Below are 26145 nucleotides of genomic sequence, written 5' to 3' on the forward strand. Positions count from 1 at the left end.
AAGTATACCGCAAACTGGTGCAATTTCGTACACCTTGCCGTATGATATAATGAAAACTAAAAGTCTTAAATCAAAGAGAAATGAAGGGATGTTCATGACACTTCAGGTCACGAAGGTTGTTGGTGGCTATTCGCAGATTCCGGTGTTAAAAGATGTGACGTTTGACGTTCAAAATGGTGAACTTGTCGGGCTAATTGGGCTGAACGGGGCCGGTAAATCGACGACGATTAATCATATTATCGGCTTGTTAACGCCGTTTAAGGGCGAAATCAAGATTAATGATGTCACCTTAAAGCAGGATAAGGCTGCGTACAAAAAACAAATTGCGTACATTCCTGAAACGCCAATTTTATATCAAGAACTGACGCTTAAAGAACACTTGGAAATGACCATGATGGCGTATGACTTAGATACCACACAAGCATGGCAACGAGCAGAGCACTTGTTAAAAATTTTCCGGTTAGATAATAAGTTAGATTGGTTCCCGGCTAACTTTTCTAAGGGGATGAAGCAAAAGGTCATGATTGTTTGTGCATTCATTACTGATGCGCCGCTGTTCATTATTGATGAACCTTTCTTAGGCCTAGATCCCTTAGCCGTCCACGATCTGCTTGATTTAATCGATGAACAAAAAAAGCGCGGTGCCAGTGTGCTCATGTCGACCCACGTGCTTGATACAGCCGAGAAGTACTGTGATCGATTCGTGTTACTTCACGATGGCACGGTCAAAACGGAAGGCACGCTGCCAGAATTGCGGGCAGCGTTGCCAGATGCCGGTGAATCATTGGATGACATCTACATGTCAATGACGAAGGCGGATCAACATGAATAAGTTATTTCAATCACGACTATCGAGCCATTTAAAAGAAATGTTTAAGTACCTGCGGCTGGTCTTTAACGATCACTTTGTGTTTGCGCTGTTAATTTTAATTGGTGGGTTAGGGTTAGGTTATTCAAATAGCCTCAAGCAGCTCTCAGCTGGCGTTTGGTGGAGCAAACCCGTGATTATTTTGGCACTCCTCATTTTTCTTCAACTGGGGCAACTCGCAACGTTTTTAAAGGACGCGGATGTGGTATTTTTGCTACCACGAGAGGCTAACATTGCGCGGTATCTAACGGGTGCCAGACGGTATAGCGAAGGATTAGCGATGGTTTACCAGCTGCTGGGAATGTTTGTCTTGTTACCGTTTATCCAAGTGACCAATCGTTTAAGCGTTGCTGATTTGGTCGTGGTGGCGGTGACACAACTACTATTGAAGGACGGCCTTTTCAGTGGTGCGGTTATGAATCGCTATCAAAATCATTACCTGATGTTGAAACGGCCAGTTTGGTTAAACGTGATTTATCCGCTAGTGATGTTGGTGATTTTAATTTATACGCAGCCAATCATTGGTCTTGTTTTGGCATTACTCGGTACTGTCGCACTGCGGGTGATGACGCAACGCATACAAGCCGCACCGTTTGATTGGTGGCAAGCAATTAACCTTGAAAACAATCGAATGTTGCGAATTTACCGGTTCTTTAACCTCTTCACCACGGTGCCAATGTTAAAGGGTGTCGCTAAGCGTCGCCGTTACCTGGACTGGTTATTGAACTTTGTCAAACCAACTACCGGTCACACTTATTTATACTTGTACAGTCGTGGTATCGTCCGCAGTGGTGAATTTAGTGGCTTGTACGCACGCCTCACCATATTGGGAATGCTGTTACTGTACTTTGTGCGTGGGACTTGGTTGCCAATCGTACTAGGTGTATTATTCCTGTATCTAATTGGTTTCCAGCTGATTCCGTTTTTCTGGCAGTTCGATGACATTGTCTTCACACACTTGTATCCAATTGAACGTCAGCAACAGGTGGCTAATTTCAAACAACTGATGACTTGGTTACTCACACTAACCGCCATTTTATTCTTAATTGTATTGAGCTTTGCCAATCTTTCATGGCAGATCAGCGCAATCATGCTGCTGGTCGAATTAGTGGAGATTTGGTTTATGGTTTACTATTATTTACCTCTTCGATTAAAGAAAAAACAGTAGCAGCCATCAAAATCAACTGCAACACCGTCATTAACCGGATTTTGCTTGACTAAGTTAGGCGGGTTGCATAAAATGAACAGTAACTCAAAACGACGAGCTTGTTGAAGTTCGTCGTTTTAATTTGGAACTGGAGGCTCATCATGCGGGTACGAAAAAAACCTTGGGCGGAACAATATATTAAGGATCACAGCGATTTAATCGTGACGGCGCCAGAGCAGCAATTAGGTCACTGGCAAGAACGTTTTTCCAAGCCACAACCGATTCAAGTTGAAATTGGGATTGGTAAGGGTCAATTCATTATTGAGATGGCACGTCAAAATCCTGACATCAACTTCTTAGGAATTGAAATTCAAGAATCTGTCATCGCAACTGCGCTTCGAAAGTTGGTTGAGAGTGAACTGACCAATGTTCAATTGGTTGAAACAGATGGTGCGAACGTGGATACGCTATTTGCCGCCAATGAAGTTGATAAACTTTACCTGAATTTTTCAGATCCATGGCCAAAGACGCGTCATGCTAAACGCCGCTTAACTTCACCTAACTTTTTGGTGCATTACCAACAAGTGTTAAAGTCCGAGGGCAAAATTCAATTTAAGACTGATAACCGTGGGCTCTTCGAATATTCTTTAGCAAGTTTTAACAATTTTGGTTTGATATTCGACGAAGTATGGCTAGATTTGCATCATTCAGATGGCAATGAGGGCAACGTTCAAACCGAATATGAAGAAAAGTTTAGTCAGAAGGGCCCAATTTATAAACTAGTCGCCCACTTTAAAGCTGAAGACAAAAAAAGAGGCTAGACAGGGTGACTGTCCAACCTCATTAAGCTTATAATCGGTTAATTTTCAAAATACTGCCGGTTTTCGCGTCAGCCATAAACTCATACTGCACGAGTTGGCCATCCTCATACCGTGAAAGGCCACCGGTGTAAACCATGGTGTGAATGGCAAATTGGGCATGTCTTTTGGGCCGTTGATTGATCCACGCACCTTCGATGGTGGCTTCACGGCGAAAGGCTTGCTTTACGCTGGCTAAAATGGCATCAGCAGTTAAATATTCACGATGCTGGACTGATTTACCCATTAGAAAGCCAAACAGTAGGCTGAGGCTGGATAGCAGACTAAGCTGCTGATAGTTTTTAAAGTTTAATTCCATTGCGTTTCCTCCAAGGTTGTTTCCGTCTATCGTAGCTCAATTTTTAGTGAAGTACCACATTTATGTCTATTTTCTGAAAAACGTGTATAATGAATCACTGAATAAAAGTAAGTAAGGAGTGATTGTTGTGGAAGCATTACCTCAAGTAACCCATGAACAACTCAATGATAAGATTAAAACTGGTAAGTACATGTTGTACTTTTCAGCAACTTGGTGCCCAGATTGTGCCTTTATTAAACCTGCAATGCCAGAAATCGAAGCGGAATATCCCGATTACCACTTCTTAGCCGTTGATCGTGACGAAAACACCGATTTGGCTATTGACTTAAACGTGTTAGGCATTCCCAGCTTTATTGCGTATAATAATGGGGAAGAGATCGGTCGCTTCGTCAACAAAGACCGCAAAACAAAAAAGCAGGTTGAAGATTTTATTGATGCACTTTAATCCCATCCTGTATCGAAAGGATGCACCATGTTAATTTCTAGTTATAACCAAGCAGCACTTGGCGACGTCATGATTATTTACCTCGCACCAGATACTAAGGAACAGTCAATCGAAACCAAAGGTGCCTTTACCCGTATCTTTGACCCTGAAACCGATCAAACGTTAGGGTATAACGTTGACCAAGTTTCAGCCATTTTAGGTGAACTGAACGAGAATGGTCAGGTGTTTTTAACCGAAGCCCAGGTTGCCAAGCTAAATGACGGCTTATCAGAAGCTGGCTTTGAACCTGAGTTAAAAGCTGACCTTGAGTCTAAGTTCATCGTTGGCTACGTTGAGTCAGCGGAACCTCACCCAGATTCGAATCACATGTTGGTGACAAAGACTCGGGTTCAAAATGATCAGACAGTCCAGATTGTATCAGGTTCGCCGAACATGCAAGCTGATATCAAGGTCGTCGTGGCTGAAGTTGGCGCAATGATGCCAAATGGGCAGATTATTTGGCCTGGTAAATTGCGCGGCGTTGAAAGTGATGGTATGATTTCATCAGGAAGAGAATTACAGATTCCGGGTGCACCCGATCGGCCGGGCGCGTTGATTTTACCTGATGATTACGAAGTTGGAACGCCATTTGATTTTGATAAGGCACAAACTTTATTCAGTTAGATGAACGACGTGAAAAGGGGCCTCGGCCTCTTTTTTGTTTGCCTTGGCTTCTGAACTCGACATAATTTGAAACGTACTAATTCAATGATTGAATGGATGATTAAATAATGAAACACTATGATGGACCTGCTTTTTTTAGAAAGTATCGCCAACCGAAGTCAGCGGATAACCAACCGCAATTGAATGAGTCAAAAGCAGCTGAAGTACCGTTTAATCAACGACGTGAGCAACGTCAACTCAGTCAGCCAACTCGACACACACAGTTGCCTAAGCGACCTCAATCAGCTGTTAAACCGAACTCAAAACCAAATCCACATCGGGTACTGCCGACGAAAAATGACTGGCAATCGTCAGCACCGTTTCGGCCATCTGCAGTCCCCACCCAGCTTAAGCGGCATCAACCGGCAGTGAAGATCAACTTTCAGCGTTTGATTGAGCGCTACTTTCAAAAGCCGGATCGTGATGTTTTGATTACGACCCAACAGCCAGAAGATGAGACGACGAGTGTACTATCAAATACACAGAATGATCAAGCACCAGTTTCAACAACGTTGGATACACCATCAGTGGCATCTGATGACCTGACTGATTCACAACAGAATAGTCAATTGGAATCGTTACCCTCAAAAACCGCGACTACCAACGTAATCAAACACCCTGAATCACAGGAGACGTCACAATCTGAGCAAGCATTCGCTACCAAGGAATCTGATAAAGTCGCACAAAGTGTTTCAAAGGCAACGGTAATCCCAGACGAGCCAACCTCACCAGTAGCCTCCGTAGATTCTGAATCAACGCAATTGACAGAAAATGATCAGTCTGAATCTGGCACTCAATCTGATCAACCTCAATTCGACGCAACGCAGGTTACGGATGAACAACCGGTGACTAATTCGCCAGAGCCCGCGCCAGTTATTGATGTATCAGGTGACCACCAACATTCCGAATTGGCCGGTGATAGCGAAGAACCACTTGAGGTACCTGAAGACCCTTCTGAAGTGGCTGAAACTACTGAACAAGCTGATTTTGTTCACGAAAGTAGTCAGCATTCAACCACACAATCAAATGATCAAATAGAGGGCGAATCAGTTAGTTACAGTGATGAAGTTGACTCAGACCAAATCAAAACTGACTCAGCACCAGTTGTAACAGCCAGCGATCGACTAACACCACGATTTGATAAACCAGTCAAAAACACCGTCGTACCGGATGAACGCACTGAAAAGAATCAAGAGACTGTTTCAACAGCAACAGTAACAACAACGCAACCGCAATCCGATCACGGGCTTGGACATTCGCTAGGAGATATTTTAAGTGAAGAAAACACGAGTTCACAACTCAATGAACTGGCGCTATTCCATGACAAGCCAGACGCGGTTTCAACTCAAGTCGAGCGAGGTTATCAATTCCCATCAACTGACCTATTGACGCCACCCGTTATTCCTGACGAAAATGAATTGGATGAGTGGATCGAACATCAAGGGGAAGTTTTAGATGAGACTCTGCAGGCCTTTCACGTCGACGCGCACGTTGTTGACTGGACGATTGGACCTACCGTTACGCAGTTCCAAGTCCACTTATCACTTGGCGTGAAGGTTAACAAAATTACTAATTTAACGGATGATTTGAAATTGGCATTAGCCGCAAAGGATATTCGAATTGAAGCACCGATTCCAGGTAAAACCACCGTTGGAATCGAAATTCCAAATCCTAAGACCAGACCGGTGATGTTATCGGAAGTGCTTGAATCAAAGGCCTTCACGAATAGTAAATCACCGTTAACCGTGGCTTTAGGGGTCGACTTGTTCGGTCAGCCTCAAGTGACGGACTTACGCAAAATGCCGCATGGTTTAATTGCGGGGGCAACTGGCTCCGGCAAATCAGTCTTTATCAATAGCTTATTGATTTCACTACTATATAAAGCCACGCCTGCACAATTACGACTCTTACTGATTGATCCAAAAGCGGTTGAACTAGCACCTTACGATCAGCTGCCGCATTTACTGTCACCCGTAATTTCAGATCCTAAAGCTGCGGCCGCTGCCTTAAAGTGGGCCGTGACTGAAATGGATGACCGTTACGAACGCTTAGCTGCGGCTGGTGTTCGTAATATCGAACAGTATAATGAGCGTGCCGAGTTAACGGAAGAATACGGACTTAAACTGCCTTACATTGTGATCGTCATTGATGAGTTAGCTGACTTAATGATGATGGCTTCAAGCGAAGTGCAGGATTACATCGTTCGAATTACTCAAAAGGCCCGGGCCGCCGGTATTCACTTGTTAATTGCCACTCAACGACCAAGTGTAGATATCGTCACTGGAACGATTAAAAACAATATCCCAACCCGAGTGGCCTTTATGGTGTCCTCACAAGTGGATTCACGCACGATTATTGATACCTCTGGTGCTGAACGCCTGCTAGGGAAGGGGGACATGCTCTTCCTTGGCAATGGTGCTTCCCAACCGCTACGATTGCAAGGCACCTTCGTTGATGACGAAGTTGACCGGATTACCGACTTTGTGAGAACGCAGGGCAAGCCCCATTATGCTTTTGATCCGGATGGGTTACTCGAAAAACAGCAGGTTCAAGATAACCAAGATGAATTGATGCCTGAAGTGCTGGATTACATTGTTCAAGAAAAAACGGTGTCAACTTCAAAGCTACAACGGGTATTTTCAATCGGTTATAATCGGGCAGCCAATTTAATCGATACACTTGAAAACAAACAGTATATTTCCGCTCAAAATGGTTCCAAACCACGCGACGTCTTTCTGACTGAAAAACAACTAGCCGAAATGCGCGCACCCCGGACTGACTAAAGTATGAAGCTCAGACTTGAATAGGTGAAATACCGTCATCTTATCTTGACGAATCCGCATTTAACGGAACTTGTTTCAGCTTTCATGCTCTGCTAGAATATTGATATGTACCAACCACCGTTGACTAACCGGCAATAGTCAACTTAAATTAAATCATTGAAGCGATGAAAAGAGGATTTTGATGGACAACTCAACGACGTACTATTTTGTTGGAATCAAAGGATCAGGAATGAGCTCACTTGCGCTCATTTTACATGATAAAGGGCTTAAGGTAGCGGGATCAGATATTACCCAGTATACGTTCACACAGCGTGGACTCGAACAGGCGAAGATTCCAGTATACCCATTTGACGCGGAGAACATCCATGAAGGGCTCACAGTGATTGCGGGTAACTCATTTACTGATGATCATCCAGAAATCAAAAAAGCCCGGGAACTGAATTTGCCGGTCTATCGTTATCACGAATTTTTAGGAAAACTAATTGAAGGTTATACCAGTATTGGGGTAGCCGGTGCCCATGGTAAGACCAGCACGACTGGCTTACTTTCACACGTATTGTCAGGTATTGCCCCAACCAGTTATTTAATTGGTGATGGGACGGGCAAAGGGACACCTAACGCACGTTTCTTCGTTTATGAAGCAGATGAGTATCGACGTCACTTCTTGGCTACTAAGCCTGATTACGCCATTATGACCAACATTGATTTTGATCATCCTGATTACTACCAAGACATTGACGACGTGTTCAGTGCTTTCCAGAGTTTCGCAGATCAAGTCAGCAAGGGTATTTTTGCCTGGGGTGATGATGAAAACCTGCGTCGTCTGAAGACTGATGTGCCCGTTTACTACTACGGCACGAGCGAAAAGGACGATTTTCAAGCCCGCAATATCAAACGCACGACCAAGGGGTCACAATTCGATGTTTACTATCACGATGAATTCTTAGGCAACTATCATGTGCCATTGTTTGGCGAACACAACGTCTTAAACAGTCTGGCTGTCATTGCTGTGGCTTACTTTGAAGAAGTCGACTTAGATGCCATCAAGGACGAACTCTTGAGCTTCAAGGGTGTTAAACGCCGCTTTGCCGAACGTCAAATCGCTGACATGACCATTATCGACGATTATGCGCACCATCCATCAGAGATTCGAGCTACGTTGGATGCTGCTCGTCAAAAGTATCCTGATAAAGAAGTGATTGCCGTCTTCCAACCACATACGTTCACGCGTGTAATTGCCCTGATGGATGATTTTGCTAAGGCTTTGAACAACGCCGACAAGGTTTACTTAACTGATATCTTCAGTTCTGCTCGTGAAACCAACGGGAAGGTATCAAGTGAAGATTTGGCCAAGAAGATTAATAAAGGCGGCGAAATCTTGAAGTTAGACAACATGTCACCACTTTTGGATTATCACAATGCTGTCGTCGTATTCATGGGTGCTGGCGACGTTCAGAAGTATGAACGCGCCTACGAAGATCTGTTGAGCCATTTGTCATTAAAAGACAACTAATTTCTTATGAATTGTTAAAGAGATAATCTAAAAATGATTGTTTGAATCATTTTTGATTGCAATTTTTAGTAGAATTGATACAATTGCTTGATAAGTAGGATTCTATTAAGGAGGCACCTCAATGAACAATTTTGATGAACAACCCCGGCGAGTGATTAACGCTGACGTTGGCTTAAACCGTTTCTTGACCAAAATGTATGGGTGGATGGCCTTAGCCGTTCTTATATCCGCGGTAGCAGCGATGTTTGCTAGCACTACCCCTGAATTGATGGGGCTCTTTGCTGGTCATTACGCATTTTTACCCCTGATCATCTGGTTTGCTTTTCCATTTATTGTCACGAGCCAAGCCATGAAACGGCCTAGCTTAAGTTTCGTATTACTGATGGTATACGCACTTTTGACCGGTGGCATTTTATCAATGTATGCCCTTGTTTACACGGGGACAACCATTGCGTCTGCCTTTGTTTCTAGTGCAACGGTTTTCATCGTAATGGCGGCTTATGGTGCTATTACCAAACGTGACTTAAGTCGAGTGGGTGCCCAAGCAACGGCGGCCTTGATTGCTTTAGTGGTTGCCATGGTCATCAACATCTTCTTACACAGTAGCCTCATTGCCTACGTTTTCTCATTTGTTGGTGTGATTATCTTTACGGCATTAACCGCTTCAGATAGCCAAAAGATGAAGAAAATTTACCTTCAAAGTGATGGTAGCAGTACTTCAACCACAGGATTAGCCATTATCGGCGCAATGCAGTTGTACCTTGACTTTGTTAACCTGTTCTTGTTCATGCTCCGGATCTTTGGCGGTGCAGGTAATCGTGATTAAGATTAAACTTTCAAATCGGTTTGGGTTGTTGACCCAAACCGATTTTTATTTCCCCAAAACTTTGGTAAACTAGTGATGAGATCAAGAGTGGAGGATATCCAATGACAGAATCAAAACGTTTACTATTAATTGACGGTAACAGTGTGGCCTTTCGTGCTTTCTTCGCGCTGTATACCTCGCTAAACAGCTTCACGAATGCAGATGGCCTCCATACGAACGCCATTTTTGGCTTTAACAAAATGCTTGATATTATGTTGGCGCAAGTCAAGCCAACGGATGCACTGGTTGCCTTTGACGCTGGTAAGGTGACTTTTCGGACTAAAAAATATGCCGACTATAAGGGTGGCCGTTCAAAAACACCGCCAGAGCTTTCAGAACAAATGCCGGAGATTCGCCGACTATTAACAGCACGTGGTATTAAATCATATGATTTACCTAATTTTGAGGCTGATGACATTATCGGAACCATGGCTAAACAAGCTGAACAGGCTGGCTACACGACCACTATTTTTACTGGTGACCGTGATTTAACCCAGTTAACATCAGCTACCACCTCAGTGGCGGTTTCTAAGAAAGGGGTTAGTGAAGTTGAGACCTATACCCCAGCGCACGTTGAAGAAAAACTAGGTGTTCGACCAGACCAAATTATCGAAATTAAGGGTCTCCAAGGCGATACGTCAGATAACTATCCTGGCGTTACCGGTGTTGGTCCTAAGACGGCGGTTAATCTGATTCAAAAATATGGCACGATTGATGGCGTGTATGATCACATTGATGAAATTACTGCTAAAAAAATGAAGGAACATTTAGTTGAAGATAAAGACAGTGCGTTTTCATCTCGTGACTTGGCGACCATCCGTCGAGATGCTCCCGTTGAAATCTCGCTGGCTGACTTAACCTATCTGGGCGATCAACAAGAAGAACTCGTCGCGTATTACCAACAAATGAACTTTCAATCATTTTTAAATCAGATGTCTGCCGATGCGGACGGCGATGACATTTTAGGCTTAAAACCCGTGTCGTTTACAGTCTTAACTGATCAAAATGTAGCTGAAGTTAACAAGTTGTCTGGTAGCGTGTCGTTTTACCTCGAAATGCCTGAGGCAAACTACCACACGTCACCATTTGTGGGCTTTGTGATTGGCCAAGATGATAATTGGTACGTGTCTCGGGATGTTGAATTACTTCAGACGCCGGCCTTAAAACAATTATTGTCGAGTCAAAAAATCAAAAAAGACGTTTTTGATGCTAAACGCACTTACGTTGGCTTGAACCGGTTAAACGTTTCACTCGATAACGTTGATTTTGATTTATTACTCGCTTCGTATTTATTAGATACCAACGAAAATAGTAATGATCTCGGACGTTTAGCTTTTCAACATGGCTATCATGATATTCAGTCCGATGAAGAAGTATATGGTAAAGGTGCTAAACGGGCAATTCCAGATGATGATCAGTTATTATTTGAACACCTCACCAGAAAAGGTATCGCCATTGCTGCTTTAAAACCATCGCTGTTTGATCAACTCGAAACTAATGAACAGAGTGATCTTTATCGTAATCTTGAACTACCAATGGCGTTTGTGTTAGCGCACATGGAGATTGCCGGTATTACCGTTGATACTGATCGACTCTCTGAAATGCAGAGTCAGTTCACCGAGTTACTGGCACAAACCCAACAAACGATTTTTCAAGAAGCTGGCGAAGAATTTAACATTGGCTCGCCAAAACAATTAGGCCATATTCTGTTCGAAAAACTGGGATTGACACCGTTGAAAAAAACCAAAACGGGTTATTCAACATCGGTGGATGTCCTTGAAAAGCTAGCTGCGGAAGCGCCAATTGTTGAAAATATTTTAAAGTACCGGCAAATTGCCAAAATTCAATCGACCTATGTCGAGGGGTTACTTAAAGTCGTTCACAGTATTGATCAAAAAGTGCACACCCGCTATATTCAGACCTTGACTCAGACTGGTCGGTTATCCTCAGTTGATCCTAACTTACAAAACATCCCGATTAGAACTGAAGAAGGTCGACGAATTCGTCAAGCTTTTATTCCAAGTCATGAGGATTGGCAGATTTTTTCATCTGATTACTCTCAAATTGAACTGCGCGTTTTGGCACACATTACGCACGATCAAAACTTGCAGGCTGCTTTTAAGGATAATGAAGATATTCATGCGTCGACTGCTCGCCGTATTTTCCGGTTAGCACCTGACGCGGAAGTCACACCAAACATGCGGCGTCAAGCTAAGGCCGTTAACTTTGGTATCGTGTACGGGATCAGCGATTTTGGTCTTTCTCAAAATATTGGAATTACTAGAAAACAAGCACGAACTTTTATCGATACTTACTTTGAAGAGTACCCAGGTGTCAAGCAATACATGGAAGATATCGTGGCCTCTGCCAAGGAAAAAGGATACGTTGAAACGATTGCCCATCGTCGCCGGTACTTGCCAGACATTAACGCTCGAAACTTCAATCAGCGATCATTTGCCGAACGAACTGCGATGAATACACCGATTCAAGGTAGTGCGGCTGACATTATTAAGATTGCAATGATTAAGATGGAAGACGCTATCAAGGACATGCAAGCAACCATGCTGCTGCAAGTTCATGATGAATTGATTTTTGAAGCACCCGCACAAGAGATTGCAACGCTTGAAAAGTTGGTGCCAAGTGTGATGGACTCTGCTGTAAAACTCGAAATTCCGTTGAAAGTGGAGAGTCACTATGGCAACACTTGGTACGAAGCAAAATAATCATGGAATGGGAGGCATACAATGCCTGAATTACCTGAAGTTGAAACTGTCCGTAAGGGGTTGACCAGACTAGTTGAGGGCGCCACCATTAAAACGGTGGATGTGTTATATGAAAAAATGGTATCCCCACGGTCTTCAACCTTTCAACAACAGCTTGCGGGTAAAAAAATTGAGCGAATCGATCGGCGCGGTAAGTACCTATTGTTTCGATTCAATGACAAGTTAACCATGGTGTCACACCTTCGAATGGAAGGTAAGTACGACGTGCAACCCACAGGTACGCCATTAACCAAGCACACGCACGTGGTTTTTCATTTAACTGATGGCCGTGATTTACGGTATACCGATACCCGTAAATTTGGTCGAATGCAATTACTCGAAACCGGAACTGAAACTCAACTCGTACCCGGATTGACAAAGATGGGGCCGGAACCAACCGAGGACACCTTAACGTTTGACTATATGAAACAGATTTTTGCCAAGAGTAAAAAGGCAATCAAGCCGCTGCTTTTAGATCAAAATGAAATTGCGGGGCTCGGTAATATTTACGTCGATGAGACCCTTTGGATGAGTCGGATTCATCCACTGCAACCGGCAAATAGTATCCCGGATTATCAAATTCGCCAGTTACGTAGTAATATCATTAAAGAAATTAATCGGGCAATTGAAGGGCATGGTACTACGGTACACTCATTTTCGACAGCGTTTGGTGAAGCTGGTGAATTCCAAAATCACTTGAACGTGTATGGTCGTAAAGGTGAGCCCTGTGTCAGGTGTGATACGCCAATTGAAAAAATCAAAGTTGCCCAACGTGGGACGCACTTTTGTCCAGCTTGCCAAGTGTTACGATCAAAGCCGAGTCAAACCATGGTTCTGGGCTTGACTGGTGGGATTGCCACAGGCAAATCCACTGTCAGCCAACTTTTACAGGATTATCAAATTCCGATTATTGATGCGGATAAGGTGGCCAGAGAAGTTGTTGAACCTGGCACTGATGGCTTGAAGCAGATTCAATCGACGTTCGGCTGGCAAATGATTCAACCGGATGGCACTTTGGACCGGCATGCACTTGGAACTTTAGTATTTGCACAGCATGATAAATTAGATCAGTTGAATCAAATCATGGGACCGTTGATCAAAGCGGCCGTCTCGGCAAAATTAAAGCGGCTCCGGCGACAACACCAACCGTTGATTATCTATGATGCACCAACATTGTTTGAGGCACACGGTGCTGCTGGCGTGAGTGCGATTATGGTGGTGAGCGTGCCCGAAGACGTTCAATTAAAGCGATTAATGACTCGTGATAAGTTAAGTCAATCCGAAGCTTTAAATCGAATTGCATCTCAAATGCCACTAGCTGACAAAATTGCCCGCGCTGATGTGGTGATCGATAACGCTGGTTCAGTTGATAAAACAAAAGCGCAAGTGGTAAAATGGCTCAATGAAGCAGGATTCAGTTCATTAATGAGTGAAGATTAAACAATAACGAGAGATATCAAAAAGAGGTGAGAATATGCACTGTCCACATTGTCATCATAACGGCTCACGAGTCGTCGACAGTCGACCAACGGATGAGGGACGTGTCATTCGTCGTCGCCGTGAATGCGAAAATTGCGGTTTTCGTTTTACGACGTTTGAACGAATTGAGGTCACACCTTTGCTGGTCATTAAGAAAAATGGCACGCGTGAAGAATTTAACCGCGAAAAGGTGCTACGAGGCATCATCCGTTCAGCCGAAAAGCGACCGGTGGGTATGGATGTTATGACCAACTTGGTTGACGAAGTTGAAAATGAAATCCGGGCACTAGGTGAAAACGAAGTGTCCAGTCAATTGATTGGCGAATACGTCATGAAGCGCTTGGCGGATATTGACGAGATTTCATACATTCGGTTTGCCAGCGTTTACCGTCAGTTTAAGGATATGAGCGTGTTCTTGGAAGAACTTAAAGACGTTATGAAAAAAGATAAACAAAAGGAATCTAAAGAACCTAAATGAATCGAGGCAACTTTATGGCAGCAACACAACGACCACTGACTACCCAAACGACAGCGGCAGTTTTAGCGTCCACGCCACTGAGTGAAGCGGGTCGACAGGTGCTAGATCAGTTGTACCAACCAATTTTAGGTGTGACCGCCTATAGCTTGGTGACTACACTTTGGAGTCAGGTGCGGTTGGGCTCAGACTTCAAACTAGAATTGACACATGCCGATCTTTTGAAGCGACTAAATGTTGGGTTGCAGGATCTGATTACTGCTCGTAAGCGACTTGAGGGTGCTGGCTTGCTCAAAACGTATCTCAACCAGCCTGATCATTTACCAGAATTGATGTATGAACTTCAACAACCGGTAAGTGGTGCCTTATTTTTTAAAGATGATCTGCTGAGTTTATTGTTGTTAGAAGTTGTCGGCGAGCGCCAATTTAACCAACTCAAACAGGTTTTTTTGCCGCGACAGATCAACCGAGACGGCTGGCAAGAGATTAGTCAGTCGTTTTTGGACGTTTTTTCGGTGGATAATCGCCTAATTGCCAACCCGCCTCAGATTATTGAGTCAACTAAGGCAGAATTCAACGAGTCGGCCAATACAACAATTGGGCTCACGGGAGAACCACTGGCAAATGACTTTGATTTTGAATTGCTGGTTGAGATTGCCAAGCGTTCTTACTTGAATTTAGCCGATATTCAACAGTATCGCCAACTGATCGTTAATGAGCATATGTTATATGGCATCAACGAAACTGACATGGCCCGCTTGTTGGGGCAGGCAACGAATTTGGCAACCAATCAATTGGATGAAGCGCAGTTTAAACGATTAGTCGCCAAAGATTATCAGGCTCAAACACAGGGTGCAATGTCCGTGAAACCAGTTCAACAGACTACGGCTCAGGACAAGCCTGACAATCGGCCACGGGTATCTGAGCAAGAGGCCGCAATCATTGATGCAGCTAAGTCCTATGAACCCATGAATTTTTTGGCGACCTTGCATCAACAAAAGGGCGGTTTCGTGACCAATTTTGAACGAATTCGCATTGAAAACCTCGCTAAGGCGCAAGTTTTACCCGCTGCGGTCATTAATATGCTGATCTATCACATTTTAATTGATTTGGATCGACCAACCGTGGACCAAAATCGCGTTGATGAGATTGCTAATATGTGGGCGCAAAAGGGTGTGAAAACACCGGAAGCGGCGATTGAGGAAATTCATCGTTATGCTGATACCAAGCGCAAAAAGGGCCAAACGCGAGCTGGCAATCGTCGCCAACCTGTGAAAAATGTCAAAGAAACTCTGCCAGACTGGGCTAAAGAGGACTATCAGCCGAAACCTAAGGCGGAATTAACCCAGGCCGAAAAGGATCAATTTAACGCGCAAATGGCCGAGTTAAAGAAACTACGAAATGGAGGTGAATCGAATGGACAACATTAGTGAGTCAATGAAACGGTATATGGATCAGCACCAACTGAATGCTAATTATCAAAAACTAATGGCTGCAGTATACCGTGATCCCGCTGTTTCGGCATTTTTATCAGAACATGAAGAACAGCTCAACGCTGAGCAGATCGATCGTTCTTCGGCCAATTTATACGAATTTGTGAACGTTCGTCATCAATTGGCTGAAGGAAAGCGGACCTTTGCACCTGGTTATGAACCCAAGCTGGTCTTAAACGACCACTTGATCGAAGTGACCTACGAACCGACTGCTCAGCAGCAAGCCAAATTAAAGCAACAAGCGGTCAAACGTCGAGTTAGTGCAATTATGATGCCTAAATTAATTCGCAATGCCTCATTTGAGCAATTCATTTTGGATAAGGACCGGCTTGAGGCTTCCAAATTAGCCACTGAATTTATTAAGGGGTACTCGCAAGACCGCAATCATTTCCACCAAGGGTTGTACCTCTACGGTAGTATGGGTGTGGGTAAAACGTACCTTTTAGGTGCAATTGCTAATCAATTAGCAGATATGAATGTAAAGTCCACTCTTGTTCACTTTCCAAGTTTTGCGGTTGATATGAAAAACGCGATTGGCAAAAACCAAGTTGCAGAAAAGCTCGATGTCGTAAAAAAAGCGCCCATCCTGATGATTGACGATATTGGCGCGGATGCAATGTCAGCATGGGTTCGCGATGAGATTCTTGGCGTTATCCTGGAATATCGAATGCAAAATGAACTGGCCACGTTCTTTTCCTCCAACTTTTCGATGAAACAGTTGGAGACTGAGCATTTGGCTGAGACGCAACGTGGTGACGTGGAACCGTTAAAGGCTAAACGGCTGATGGAACGCATTCGCTTTTTATCAAAAGAAGTCGAGATGATTGGCGAGAATCGCCGGCCAAAATAATAAGTTCAGGTTGACACAACTTGGGTGACGTGGTTTAATGTGGTTTGTAATCATAATTTAAGAATTTAAATGTTTGAAAGACATGACTTGTATGAACTTTCCAAGAGAGAAGCACCTATTCTGGAAGTGCTTTGTCAGTGACTATGAGTTACCACTTTCTCGAAAGTGCGGTGGATAATACCGCGCCGGTAGTTCCGTTATCACCGAATGAAGGTCTGGACCGTTTTTTGATTCAGATGAATTTCGGGTGGAACCGCGTAGAGACGTCCCGGTATGTACAGTTTGTGCATACCGGGATTTTTTTATAGGTTGCGGATTTCGGCATTTGATAGATTAAAAGGAGAAGAGTAGAATGGCAGAAATTTCATTACAGTTTCCAGATGGTAAACAAAAGCAATTTGATGAAAACGCATCAGCCAAAGATGTTGCGCAATCAATTGCAATCAGTCTTGCAAAAAAAGCCGTTGCTGGTAAGTTAGACGGCAAGTTAGTTGACTTGAACGCACCATTGAAACATGATGGCAAAATTGAAATCGTAACGGCAGATAGCGAAGATGGGTTAAACGTTTTGCGTCAATCCGTTGCATTGTTAGTTAAGGTTGCTTTGAAGGAAAGCTACCCAGAAATTCAATTTGGCGAAGAAGTTGGCGATGAAGATGGCTTTTACATCGACACCGACAAACAAGATGGCCAAGTGAGTGCTGATTCTTTGCCTGCATTATCAGACAAGGTTCAGGCTTTAATCAACCAAAAACTTGCCGTTAAGCACGTTCGTGTGAACAAAGCTGACGCATTGAAGAAGTTAGCTGGTACGACTTATGAAGCTAAGCTCGTTGAAGATAGTGATGCTGATGAATTCGCCTTTTACGAAATTGATGGCGTTTCAGTGCTTGCAAGTGGCGTAAGCTTTGACAACACCGGTGCCATTAAATTCTTCCGCTTATTATCAGTCGCTGGTGCTTACTTTGAAGGTAAGTCATCAAACCCAATGTTACAACGGATTTACGGGACTGCCTTCTTCAAGCAAGCTGACTTGGATGCTGATCTCCAAGCTCGTCAAGAAGCCCGTGAACGTGATCACCGGGTTATTGGTAACGACTTAGATTTATTCTTCGTTGATCCTAAAGTTGGCGCTGGGTTACCATATTGGATGCCAAATGGTGCCACTATTCGTCGGACGATTGAACGCTATATCATCGACAAGGAATTAGGTGATGGCTACGAACACGTCTACACACCAGTTTTGGCTAACCTAGATCTTTACAAGACTTCTGGTCACTGGCAACACTACCGTGACGACATGTTCCCACCAATGGACATGGGCGACGGCGAAATGCTTGAATTACGGCCAATGAACTGCCCAAGCCATATTCAAGTTTACAAGCACCACATCCGTTCATACCGTGAATTACCACTCCGGATCGCTGAACTTGGCATGATGCACCGTTATGAAAAATCAGGTGCCTTGAGTGGCCTCCAACGGGTTCGTGAAATGACCTTGAACGATGGTCACACATTCGTTGCTTTGGAACAAGTTCAAGATGAATTCAAGAAGATTTTGCAATTGATCATGGACGTTTACAAAGACTTTAACATCAACGATTACACGTTCCGTTTGTCATACCGTGACCCTAAGAACACTGAGAAGTACTTCGATGATGATGAAATGTGGAACCGGAGCCAAAGCATGTTGAAGGGTGCCATGGACGACCTTGGCTTAGATTATTACGAAGCTGAAGGGGAAGCCGCCTTCTACGGTCCTAAGTTGGATATTCAAACTAAGACCGCACTTGGTAATGACGAAACCATGTCAACCATTCAATTAGACTTCATGTTACCAGATCAATTTGATTTGAGCTACGTGGGTGCTGATGGTCAAGACCATCGTCCAGTTATGATCCACCGTGGGATCGTGGGTACGATGGAACGCTTCATCGCTTACTTGACTGAAATCTACAAGGGTGCCTTCCCAACTTGGCTTGCACCTAAGCAAGTAACCATCATCCCAGTTAGTGATGACAAGCATGGTGAATACGCTGAAAGCTTACGTAAGCAATTATTGAAGGCTGGCGTACGTGCCGATGTTGATCACCGTGGTGAAAAGATGAACTACTTGATCCGTGATGCACAAACCCACAAGATTCCATACACGTTAGTTGTTGGTGATCAAGAAGTTGCTGATCAAGCCGTTAGTGTTCGTAAGTACGGCGAACAAAACAGTGAATCTATGAGTGCCGCTGATTTCGAAACTGCTGTTCTTAAAGACATTGCTAACTATAGTAATAACTAATTAAAATTTGCCAATTGGATTTTTAGAAATCCCAGCGGTGGTAAATGACCGAGCCATTCTTGAAAGAGAATGACGCGGTCATTTTGTTTTGGCTGCTTTTAAATTGAAACAAGATAATTTTAAAGTTGTTCGCTAAATAGGGGTCGACAAATGTAATACTTTGAGCTATACTTTTATCTCGTGAGCTTTAAAAGTAATGACTGTTGACAGGCCATAGGATACATGGTATTCTAGTCTGGTTGATAAATGTAAGTAGAAGCACCCGCTTCTCGCCTCGTGGTATGTGCTGCCTGGCTGATACGTAAATAAACTAAGCCAGTTTGGCTTAGCTATTTAGCGGGGTGCGCATTGCGTTCCCCGCTATTTATTTGTGTAGGACTTACGTTTGATTGTTTTTTCAAACTCACTCGGAGGTGAATGACCATAGCAAACGATATGATGGTTAACGAAGGAATCCGCGCTCGTGAAGTTCGGTTGATTGCTGCAGACGGCGAACAGCTTGGCATTAAGAGTAAGCGGGATGCGCTTCAACTAGCTGAAGATGCTAACTTGGATCTTGTTTTGGTTGCCGCAAAGGCAAAACCACCGGTAGCCCGGATCATGGATTACGGGAAGTACCGGTTCGAGATGCAAAAGAAGCAACGTGAAGCCCGTAAGAAGCAAAAGGTCGTTAGCGTTAAGGAAGTTCGCTTAAGTCCATCAATTGATACGAACGATTTCAACACAAAGTTGAAGAACGCATTGAAGTTCTTGGCTAAGGGCGAAAAAGTTCGTGTCTCAATTCGATTCAAAGGTCGTGCCATTACCCATAAGGAAATTGGTCGCGAAGTGTTGAACCGGATGGCAGAGGAAACAAGTGAAGTTGCAACCGTTGAACAACGTCCTAAGATGGACGGACGGAGCATGTTTTTGATGCTAGCACCAAAAAACGAAAACTAGTTGTATAGTATTTGAGGAGGATTTTCGATTATGCCAAAGATGAAGACAAACCGCGCTGCTGCCAAGCGTTTTAAAGTTTCTGCCAAGGGCGGTATCAAGAGTGCGAATGCTTACACGAGTCACCGTTTCCACGGTAAGACCAAGAAGCAACGTCGTCAATTACGTGGGACTTCCATGATGGAATCAAACACGATTAAGAAAACATACCGTCAATTACTACAAAAGTAATTCGGATAGTTCAAAACCAGAACGATTAATCGTTTTTTAACGATGATGACCGTAAGTATTAGGAGGAATTCAATATGCCACGAGTAAAAGGTGGAACAGTTACACGCGCACGTCACAAGAAAGTTCTTAAGTTAGCTAAGGGTTACCGTGGTTCAAAGCACCGTTTGTTTAAGGTTGCTAAGGACCAAGTTATGAAGGGTTACCAATACGCCTACCGTGATCGGAAGGCTAACAAACGTAACTTCCGTCGTCTTTGGATCGCTCGGATCAACGCCGCAGCACGTTTAAACGGTTTAAGCTACAGCAAGATGATGTTTGGCTTGAAGCAAGCTAACATCGAAGTTAACCGTAAGATGCTCGCTGACTTGGCAGTTAACGATGCCGACGCATTCAAGGCATTGGCTGACGAAGCTAAAAAAGCATTATAATTTTTAAACTGTTTGAAGCGAGGCTGGAGGTCAATTTCCAACCTCGCTTTTTTGATAGCAATCATTAACGGTATTTAATGGCTTATTACTGGAAAATCTCGTATAATGAACTGTCAGAACAGGATACGGAGGACCGTAAATGTTAGCACGATTTACCCCAACATGGATGATTGATGCGACCTACGACATTGCCCCGAAGGAACTTAAACAACTGGGCATCAGAGTTGTATTAACGGATTTGGATAACACTTTAATTGCCTGGAATAATCCCTACGGCACTGAAGAATTACGCGAGTGGATGACGGCATTAGCAAGGGAAAACATTCGATTGGTCGTCGTCTCGAATAATTCGCATCAGCGGATTAAAAAGGCGGTTGCGTCCCTACAACTCCCATATATTTCAAGAGCACTCAAACCACTGTCACTTGGTATTCGCCGAGCTCTAAAGCAATATCAGGTTGAGGCTTCTGAAGCGGTTATGGTTGGTGATCAGCTATTGACCGATGTTGCAGCTGCGAACGGCAGTGGCGTTAAGAGCATCTTAGTTCGACCGATTTTGCCAAGTGATGCTTGGACCACCAAGTTTAATCGCTTTGCTGAAAAGTTCGTGATGCGCGCAATTCGACATCAACATCCTGAACTCAACTTTCGAAAGGATTTAATGAATGAACGAGATTGATAAAAATGAAGTACTAGTCGATGGCGAACCAGTTTTGTGTATCGGCTGTGGCGCTAGAATCCAGATGGCTGATAAAACGCAACCCGGGTATACGCCAAAATCAGCTCTGGAAAAAGGGCTAGAAACTGGTGAACTATACTGTCAACGTTGTTTCCGACTTCGTCACTATAATGAGATCGTGCCGGTTGGCTTAACAGATGATGATTTCTTGAGACTGTTAACTCAGATTCGTGACGCCAATGCCTTGATTGTATACGTCGTTGACATCTTTGACTTCAATGGTTCTGTCATTCCTGGCTTACATCGCTTCGTTGGTGATAATCCCATTTTACTGGTTGGTAATAAAGAAGATTTATTACCAAGCTCATTAAAACGGTCGAAGCTCAAAGACTGGTTGCGACAACGGGCAAACGAACAGGGAATTCGACCAATCGATGTTTCCCTGTTATCCGCTAAAACGAATCACTCTGTTGATCAATTTTTAACTAAGGTTGATAAATATCGTGAGGGTCGTGATGTCTACATCGTCGGGGTGACCAATGTCGGTAAGTCAACATTGATTAACCAAATCATCCGGCAAAAGACCGGTGAAAAAGAAGTTATCACGACTTCGCGATTCCCAGGGACTACCCTAGATCGAATTGAAATTCCCTTGGATGAGGATCACGTTTTAGTCGATACACCAGGGATCATTCATCAATCTCAAATGGCACACTTCTTATCTGGTAAAGATTTGAAGATCGTGTCACCACAAAAACAAATCAAGCCTAAGGTATATCAACTCAACGACCAGCAAACGATTTTTCTAGCTGGTGTCGCCAGATTTGATTATATTTCAGGTGAACGACACGGCTTTACGGTGTACGTCGAAAATAACTTACCGTTACACCGCACAAAGCTAGTCAACGCAGATGCATTTTACGACAAGCACGTCGGTGACCTACTCACACCACCAGACAGTGCTGAGAATAACTTGCCACCTTTAACTAGACATGAATTTAAAATCACCGAAAAAAGTGACTTAGTCTTTGAAGGCTTAGGTTGGATTTCAGTACCTGCAGACACAGTGGTGGCAGGCTATGCGCCGGAGGGCGTTGGCGTTGTTGTTAGAAAAGCTATGATATAAGGAGCGTTATTTTGAAGTTAAAAGGTAAACAAAAACGATTTTTACGGGCCCAAGCCCATCACTTACACCCAATATTTTCAGTTGGGAAAAACGGTTTAAATCAAACTTGGCTGGCGCAGTTAGACGGTGCATTACAAAAGCGTGAACTCATCAAAGTTAACCTCCAACAAAGTGCGGACGAGACCGTTGAACAGGTTCAAGCCTACATCGAAGACAACACTAAGATTCAAGTTGTTCAAACAATTGGGCGAGTTTTGGTCCTATTTCAACCAGCAAGTGAAGAGAAGTATCAGGATGTCTCTTTACGGGTTCAAACTTTAGCATAATTTAGTAAGGGGTAATCACAATGGTCAAGGTAGTTGAACGAACCGCCACCAAGGTTATTGAACAGTTAGCTGCGAGCGTCCACAAAAAACGCATTGGGATATTGGGTGGTACCTTTAACCCACCACACTTAGGTCATCTGATCATGGCTGATCAAGTTATGGCACAATTAGGGTTAGATCGGGTATTGTTTATGCCTGATGCTAATCCACCTCATGTTGATCGTAAGTTTGCGATTGATGCCAATGACAGAGTCAAGATGGTTTCAGCTACCATTGCTGGTAATCCTAACTTTGGCTTGGAACTAGCTGAAGTTCAACGGGGCGGTATTAGTTATACGTATGATACGATGCTGTCGCTCAAACAAAAGCACCCAGAAAATGACTATTATTTTATCATCGGTGGCGACATGGTGGCTTATTTACCAAAATGGCACCGGATTGATGATCTCGTCAAACTCGTTCAATTTGTGGGCGTTCGACGAGACGATTACCCAGTTACATCTAAATACCCCGTTTTGTGGGTGGATATACCGCGAATTGATATCAGTTCCACGATGATTCGCAGTAAAATCAAGCAGGGACAGTCAATCAAGTACTTCGTTACCGACGGCGTTGCGAAGTATATTAAGGAGCATCAATTATACCGTGAGTGAAGTCATAACTTATTCAGGTCGTTATACGACTTTAAGCCGAGACCAGTTGTTAGAAAAACTTGAGCAGCAACTTAAGCCGAGCCGATTTGAACACGTGAAACGTGTTGAACAAACGGCGATTACTTTAGCTCGCCAATATGGTGTTGACGTTGAAAAAGCGTCAATCGCTGGTTTAGTTCATGATTATGCCAAGCAGCGCCCAGACGATGATTTTAAGGCTGCTATTCAAAAGTATCAATTGGATGCAGACCTTTTGAACTGGAACAACGCCATTTGGCATGGTGTGGTTGGGGCAGAGCTGATCAAGGCTGAGCTGAAAATTTACGATGAAGAGATTCTAGACGCTGTTCGTTATCATACGACGGGGAATCGTTATATGACGACGTTGGCACAAATTATCTATATGGCCGATTATATCGAACCCGCCCGTGATTTTGACGGTGTTGCCCAAGCGCGGCTATTAACGAAACAAGATCTCAGCTTAGCTGTAGCATATCAAACACAGCACACACTAGCTTATTTATTAGCTAATAACCAACGAATTTATCCCAAAACCATTGAAACCTATAATGCATGGGTACCTGACAGTCAACTTAACAAAAATGGAGTGATTAAATGACAAGTAAAGAAATGTTAGAAATTGTAGTCAAAGCTGCTTCAGACAAGCGCGCAGAAGATACAGTTGCCTTAGACATGCAAAATGTCAGTTTAATTACGGATTATTTCGTGATTACCGACGCTACTTCTGGCCGACAAGTTCAAGCCATTACCGATAATATTCAAGAAGCCGTTGAAAAGGCGGGGATCACCGTCAAACGAATTGAAGGCCGTGACGCTGCACGTTGGGTTTTAATTGATCTAGGTGACGTTATGGTTCACGTTTTCCAAAAGGAAGAACGGAGCCATTACAATCTTGAAAAACTGTGGTCAGATGCACCACTGGTTAACCTCGGCGACTGGGTTGAGGCATGATTTACCAGACGTTTGCCAAACTATATGATGAGCTGTTTGATGCAGAACTCTATCAAGAATGGCGAGATTTCGTTGAACGCAATGTTGACGACCACAACGCGCCCTTGTTAGAGCTCGCCTGCGGTGCAGGGCAATTAGCGATTTTACTCAAGCAAGCGGGGTATGACGTTACAGGGTTTGATCTATCAGAAGAGATGTTAAGTTTAGCAGATCAGCACGCACGAGAAGCAGATGTGGCCTTACCCTTGATCCAGGGCAATATGCTGGATTTAAGTGAACTCGGTCAATACCAGACTGTGACTTGTTTTGCTGATTCACTGTGTTATTTACCCGATGAAGCGGCCTTGCTTCAAACTTTTAAGCAAGTGGCCGAGCACTTATCCAATCAGGGGCAGTTCCTGTTTGATGTGATCACGCCTTACCAAACTGATACAGTCTATCCAGGCTATATGTACAATTATCGCGATGAAGATCGCGCATTTTTGTGGTCAAGCGAATCAGATGAGTGGCCACATTCGGTTGTGCATGACTTAACTTTCTTCATCTACAATGATCGCAAAGCGGCATACGACGAAGTGGCAGAGTTACACCACGAACGGACCTATGAGTTATCAACGTACAACTCATTATTGGCAAAGGCGGGTTTTAAAACCGTCAATGTGACGGCTGACTTTGGGCAAGCTCAACCAGATTCTAAAACCACCCGTTGGTTCTTCGTATGTTCACTTTAAGGAGCGGATCGCATGTCGAATGTTTTGGGTATCGTTGCCGAGTATAATCCTTTCCATAATGGGCATCGTTATCAACTTCAAGCTGCCAAACAGCAGGCTGGTGCCGAACTCACCGTAGTTGTGATGAGCGGTAACTGGGTTCAGCGCGGTGAACCCAGTATACTGGATAAGTGGCAACGAACTAACTTGGCGCTAGCTGAGGGTGTTGATCTAGTGGTAGAATTGCCGTTCTTGTTTGCCGTACAACCGGCGCATCTTTTTGCTCAGGGCGCCATTGAGCTACTTCATCAATTAGGCGCAACGACCGTCGCTTTTGGTGCTGAGCATCCAGAACTAGATTTTGAACGCTTAGCAGCAAATCAACCAACCCATGAAAAAGCCCATTTTAAGCAGTTTGACGAAACTTACCCGACGTTATTCAATGATTATTTGCAGGCCCAAACAGGTATCAATTTACGATCTTCAAATGATATTTTGGGTTTTAGTTACGTGACGGCCAATAACGCACTTGGTCAACCAATGCGTATGATGCCCATTCAACGAAAGGGCAGTTCGCACCAATCATTGCAAGTGGCGTCAGGCAGTGTAGCAAGTGGCGCTAGTATTCGTGAAGCCTTAAATCATCAAGATTGGACTACTGTCCACCGAGTTGTGCCCGAGGCCACTTATCATACGTTAAAGCAAGCGCAGCTGGTGAACTGGTCTCAATACTGGCCATTTTTGAAGTATCAGTTGTTGACTCAACCAATCTCACAACTTCAAACCATTTACCAAATGAGCGAGGGCATTGAATATAGATTAAAAGAAGCAGCGAAAATTGCGACTGATTTTGACAGCTTTCTAAAGTATGCCAAAACGAAGCGTTTTACCTATACCAGGTTGCAGCGTCTTTGTGTTTACATTCTTTTACAGGTTGATCAATTAAGACAACCTGCCAGCGTTCGATACGGCCGTGTATTGGGCTTTAATGATAAGGGACGCGAGCATTTATCCCAAATCAAGAAAACGGCCACCGTACCATTGATTACGCGGGTTTCGCAAGATTGGATAACTGGTCCATACGAAATGGATTATCAAGCGGGCAGTTTACGCCAAATGATTTCCGGTGAAGAGCAAGACCAACTTCGACATCCTGTCATCTGGTCGGCACCAAAAACACCCCGTCAATAAATGGATTGCAAGCTGTCATGTAAATTCCCTTGACAAGCCATAACA

The 26145-nt window shown here is 43.8% G+C and carries 26 protein-coding genes, 1 pseudogene and 1 other annotated feature; of the genes and pseudogenes, 26 read left to right on the top strand and 1 reads right to left on the bottom strand.

The genetic code is table 11. The annotated features are described in order from the left end of the window. The first annotated feature begins 94 nt into the window (after positions 1-94). From FD04_RS06060 to trmB, 3 genes are all read left to right on the top strand, one after another. Positions 95-832: an ABC transporter ATP-binding protein gene (locus tag FD04_RS06060; protein ID WP_056947716.1), complete on the top strand. Its 738-nt coding sequence runs from the start codon at positions 95-97 to the stop codon at positions 830-832. Further along, complete coding sequence (locus FD04_RS06065) at positions 825-2036, top strand: ABC transporter permease (RefSeq protein ID WP_054699943.1); 1212 nt, start codon at positions 825-827, stop codon at positions 2034-2036. The genes FD04_RS06060 and FD04_RS06065 overlap by 8 nt, the downstream gene beginning before the upstream one ends. A 140-nt stretch (positions 2037-2176) precedes the next feature. Continuing rightward, positions 2177-2836: a tRNA (guanosine(46)-N7)-methyltransferase TrmB gene (gene trmB, locus FD04_RS06070; RefSeq protein ID WP_054699945.1), complete on the top strand. Its 660-nt coding sequence runs from the start codon at positions 2177-2179 to the stop codon at positions 2834-2836. 28 nt (positions 2837-2864) lie between these two features. Here trmB and FD04_RS06075 read toward each other — a convergent pair whose 3' ends face one another. Further along, entirely contained in the window at positions 2865-3191 is a 327-nt protein-coding gene (locus FD04_RS06075) for a hypothetical protein (RefSeq protein ID WP_054699948.1), read from the bottom strand. 127 nt (positions 3192-3318) lie between these two features. Between FD04_RS06075 and FD04_RS06080 the strand changes: the two genes are divergently transcribed. The 23 genes and pseudogenes from FD04_RS06080 (at position 3319) to FD04_RS06185 (ending at position 26100) form a co-directional block, all read left to right on the top strand. Then, positions 3319-3636 (top strand): thioredoxin family protein, encoded by a 318-nt coding sequence (locus tag FD04_RS06080; RefSeq protein WP_056947718.1) that lies wholly within the window; start codon positions 3319-3321, stop codon positions 3634-3636. 27 nt (positions 3637-3663) lie between these two features. Further along, the gene (ytpR, locus tag FD04_RS06085; protein WP_056947720.1) at positions 3664-4299 is read left to right on the top strand and encodes a YtpR family tRNA-binding protein; all 636 of its coding nucleotides are present in this window, start codon (positions 3664-3666) and stop codon (positions 4297-4299) included. Between the two features lie 107 nt (positions 4300-4406). Further along, positions 4407-7121, top strand: coding sequence for a DNA translocase FtsK (locus tag FD04_RS06090; RefSeq protein WP_056947723.1), 2715 nt, complete (start codon positions 4407-4409; stop codon positions 7119-7121). Positions 7122-7302: 181 nt separating this feature from the next. Beyond that, positions 7303-8634 (top strand): UDP-N-acetylmuramate--L-alanine ligase, encoded by a 1332-nt coding sequence (gene murC, locus FD04_RS06095; protein WP_056947725.1) that lies wholly within the window; start codon positions 7303-7305, stop codon positions 8632-8634. A 121-nt stretch (positions 8635-8755) separates the two neighbouring features. Beyond that, a complete protein-coding gene (locus FD04_RS06100) occupies positions 8756-9460 on the top strand; it encodes a Bax inhibitor-1/YccA family protein (protein WP_054699957.1) in 705 nt (234 codons plus the stop codon). Between the two features lie 101 nt (positions 9461-9561). Then, positions 9562-12222 carry a DNA polymerase I gene (gene polA / locus FD04_RS06105; RefSeq protein WP_056947727.1) on the top strand — a complete coding sequence of 887 codons (2661 nt, stop codon included), beginning with the start codon at positions 9562-9564 and terminating at the stop codon, positions 12220-12222. Positions 12223-12243: 21 nt separating this feature from the next. Then, a pseudogene (gene mutM, locus FD04_RS12800) lies at positions 12244-13068 on the top strand (DNA-formamidopyrimidine glycosylase); the annotation flags it as partial. A 21-nt stretch (positions 13069-13089) separates the two neighbouring features. Further along, positions 13090-13701 (top strand): dephospho-CoA kinase, encoded by a 612-nt coding sequence (gene coaE, locus FD04_RS12805; RefSeq protein WP_169790171.1) that lies wholly within the window; start codon positions 13090-13092, stop codon positions 13699-13701. 34 nt (positions 13702-13735) lie between these two features. Beyond that, positions 13736-14218: a transcriptional regulator NrdR gene (nrdR, locus tag FD04_RS06115; protein ID WP_056947731.1), complete on the top strand. Its 483-nt coding sequence runs from the start codon at positions 13736-13738 to the stop codon at positions 14216-14218. Positions 14219-14232: 14 nt separating this feature from the next. After that, complete coding sequence (locus FD04_RS06120; protein ID WP_056947733.1) at positions 14233-15645, top strand: replication initiation and membrane attachment family protein; 1413 nt, start codon at positions 14233-14235, stop codon at positions 15643-15645. After that, positions 15632-16558: a primosomal protein DnaI gene (gene dnaI / locus FD04_RS06125; protein WP_054699966.1), complete on the top strand. Its 927-nt coding sequence runs from the start codon at positions 15632-15634 to the stop codon at positions 16556-16558. The genes FD04_RS06120 and dnaI overlap by 14 nt, the downstream gene beginning before the upstream one ends. Before the next feature lie 352 nt (positions 16559-16910). Continuing rightward, a complete protein-coding gene (gene thrS, locus FD04_RS06130; RefSeq protein WP_056947735.1) occupies positions 16911-18848 on the top strand; it encodes a threonine--tRNA ligase in 1938 nt (645 codons plus the stop codon). A gap of 244 nt (positions 18849-19092) precedes the next feature. Next, positions 19093-19221 (top strand) — a sequence feature (ribosomal protein L20 leader region). Between the two features lie 44 nt (positions 19222-19265). Further along, positions 19266-19787: a translation initiation factor IF-3 gene (infC, locus tag FD04_RS06135; protein ID WP_056947737.1), complete on the top strand. Its 522-nt coding sequence runs from the start codon at positions 19266-19268 to the stop codon at positions 19785-19787. A gap of 30 nt (positions 19788-19817) precedes the next feature. Continuing rightward, entirely contained in the window at positions 19818-20015 is a 198-nt protein-coding gene (gene rpmI, locus FD04_RS06140) for a 50S ribosomal protein L35 (protein WP_054699968.1), read from the top strand. A 74-nt stretch (positions 20016-20089) separates the two neighbouring features. Then, positions 20090-20443, top strand: coding sequence for a 50S ribosomal protein L20 (gene rplT, locus FD04_RS06145; RefSeq protein ID WP_056947739.1), 354 nt, complete (start codon positions 20090-20092; stop codon positions 20441-20443). A 139-nt stretch (positions 20444-20582) separates the two neighbouring features. Further along, positions 20583-21122 carry a YqeG family HAD IIIA-type phosphatase gene (locus FD04_RS06150; protein WP_054699970.1) on the top strand — a complete coding sequence of 180 codons (540 nt, stop codon included), beginning with the start codon at positions 20583-20585 and terminating at the stop codon, positions 21120-21122. Continuing rightward, entirely contained in the window at positions 21109-22248 is a 1140-nt protein-coding gene (gene yqeH / locus FD04_RS06155) for a ribosome biogenesis GTPase YqeH (protein WP_056947741.1), read from the top strand. Before FD04_RS06150 ends, yqeH begins: the two co-directional genes overlap by 14 nt. An 11-nt stretch (positions 22249-22259) precedes the next feature. Beyond that, complete coding sequence (gene yhbY, locus FD04_RS06160; protein ID WP_054699972.1) at positions 22260-22574, top strand: ribosome assembly RNA-binding protein YhbY; 315 nt, start codon at positions 22260-22262, stop codon at positions 22572-22574. A gap of 20 nt (positions 22575-22594) precedes the next feature. Beyond that, a complete protein-coding gene (locus FD04_RS06165; protein ID WP_056947742.1) occupies positions 22595-23227 on the top strand; it encodes a nicotinate-nucleotide adenylyltransferase in 633 nt (210 codons plus the stop codon). After that, complete coding sequence (yqeK, locus tag FD04_RS06170; RefSeq protein WP_054699974.1) at positions 23220-23846, top strand: bis(5'-nucleosyl)-tetraphosphatase (symmetrical) YqeK; 627 nt, start codon at positions 23220-23222, stop codon at positions 23844-23846. The genes FD04_RS06165 and yqeK overlap by 8 nt, the downstream gene beginning before the upstream one ends. Next, positions 23843-24199: a ribosome silencing factor gene (rsfS, locus tag FD04_RS06175; protein WP_054699976.1), complete on the top strand. Its 357-nt coding sequence runs from the start codon at positions 23843-23845 to the stop codon at positions 24197-24199. Before yqeK ends, rsfS begins: the two co-directional genes overlap by 4 nt. Continuing rightward, the gene (locus FD04_RS06180; protein ID WP_054699978.1) at positions 24196-24930 is read left to right on the top strand and encodes a class I SAM-dependent methyltransferase; all 735 of its coding nucleotides are present in this window, start codon (positions 24196-24198) and stop codon (positions 24928-24930) included. The genes rsfS and FD04_RS06180 overlap by 4 nt, the downstream gene beginning before the upstream one ends. Positions 24931-24942: 12 nt before the next feature. Further along, positions 24943-26100, top strand: a complete 1158-nt coding sequence (locus tag FD04_RS06185) for a nucleotidyltransferase (RefSeq protein ID WP_054699980.1) — start codon at positions 24943-24945, stop codon at positions 26098-26100. The last annotated feature ends 45 nt before the right edge of the window (positions 26101-26145 follow it).

The organism is Secundilactobacillus odoratitofui DSM 19909 = JCM 15043 (genome assembly GCF_001434895.1).
GTDB lineage: Bacteria > Bacillota > Bacilli > Lactobacillales > Lactobacillaceae > Secundilactobacillus > Secundilactobacillus odoratitofui.

Coding starts and splice junctions, on each gene's coding strand:
- FD04_RS06060 (WP_056947716.1), top strand. CDS start 95: ATGACACTTCAGGTCACGAAGGTTGTTGGTGGCTATTCGCAGATTCCG.
- FD04_RS06065 (WP_054699943.1), top strand. CDS start 825: ATGAATAAGTTATTTCAATCACGACTATCGAGCCATTTAAAAGAAATG.
- trmB (WP_054699945.1), top strand. CDS start 2,177: ATGCGGGTACGAAAAAAACCTTGGGCGGAACAATATATTAAGGATCAC.
- FD04_RS06075 (WP_054699948.1), bottom strand. CDS start 3,191: ATGGAATTAAACTTTAAAAACTATCAGCAGCTTAGTCTGCTATCCAGC.
- ytpR (WP_056947720.1), top strand. CDS start 3,664: ATGTTAATTTCTAGTTATAACCAAGCAGCACTTGGCGACGTCATGATT.
- FD04_RS06090 (WP_056947723.1), top strand. CDS start 4,407: ATGAAACACTATGATGGACCTGCTTTTTTTAGAAAGTATCGCCAACCG.
- murC (WP_056947725.1), top strand. CDS start 7,303: ATGGACAACTCAACGACGTACTATTTTGTTGGAATCAAAGGATCAGGA.
- FD04_RS06100 (WP_054699957.1), top strand. CDS start 8,756: ATGAACAATTTTGATGAACAACCCCGGCGAGTGATTAACGCTGACGTT.
- polA (WP_056947727.1), top strand. CDS start 9,562: ATGACAGAATCAAAACGTTTACTATTAATTGACGGTAACAGTGTGGCC.
- coaE (WP_169790171.1), top strand. CDS start 13,090: ATGGTTCTGGGCTTGACTGGTGGGATTGCCACAGGCAAATCCACTGTC.
- nrdR (WP_056947731.1), top strand. CDS start 13,736: ATGCACTGTCCACATTGTCATCATAACGGCTCACGAGTCGTCGACAGT.
- FD04_RS06120 (WP_056947733.1), top strand. CDS start 14,233: ATGGCAGCAACACAACGACCACTGACTACCCAAACGACAGCGGCAGTT.
- dnaI (WP_054699966.1), top strand. CDS start 15,632: ATGGACAACATTAGTGAGTCAATGAAACGGTATATGGATCAGCACCAA.
- thrS (WP_056947735.1), top strand. CDS start 16,911: ATGGCAGAAATTTCATTACAGTTTCCAGATGGTAAACAAAAGCAATTT.
- infC (WP_056947737.1), top strand. CDS start 19,266: ATGACCATAGCAAACGATATGATGGTTAACGAAGGAATCCGCGCTCGT.
- rpmI (WP_054699968.1), top strand. CDS start 19,818: ATGCCAAAGATGAAGACAAACCGCGCTGCTGCCAAGCGTTTTAAAGTT.
- rplT (WP_056947739.1), top strand. CDS start 20,090: ATGCCACGAGTAAAAGGTGGAACAGTTACACGCGCACGTCACAAGAAA.
- FD04_RS06150 (WP_054699970.1), top strand. CDS start 20,583: ATGTTAGCACGATTTACCCCAACATGGATGATTGATGCGACCTACGAC.
- yqeH (WP_056947741.1), top strand. CDS start 21,109: ATGAACGAGATTGATAAAAATGAAGTACTAGTCGATGGCGAACCAGTT.
- FD04_RS06165 (WP_056947742.1), top strand. CDS start 22,595: ATGGTCAAGGTAGTTGAACGAACCGCCACCAAGGTTATTGAACAGTTA.
- rsfS (WP_054699976.1), top strand. CDS start 23,843: ATGACAAGTAAAGAAATGTTAGAAATTGTAGTCAAAGCTGCTTCAGAC.
- FD04_RS06180 (WP_054699978.1), top strand. CDS start 24,196: ATGATTTACCAGACGTTTGCCAAACTATATGATGAGCTGTTTGATGCA.
- FD04_RS06185 (WP_054699980.1), top strand. CDS start 24,943: ATGTCGAATGTTTTGGGTATCGTTGCCGAGTATAATCCTTTCCATAAT.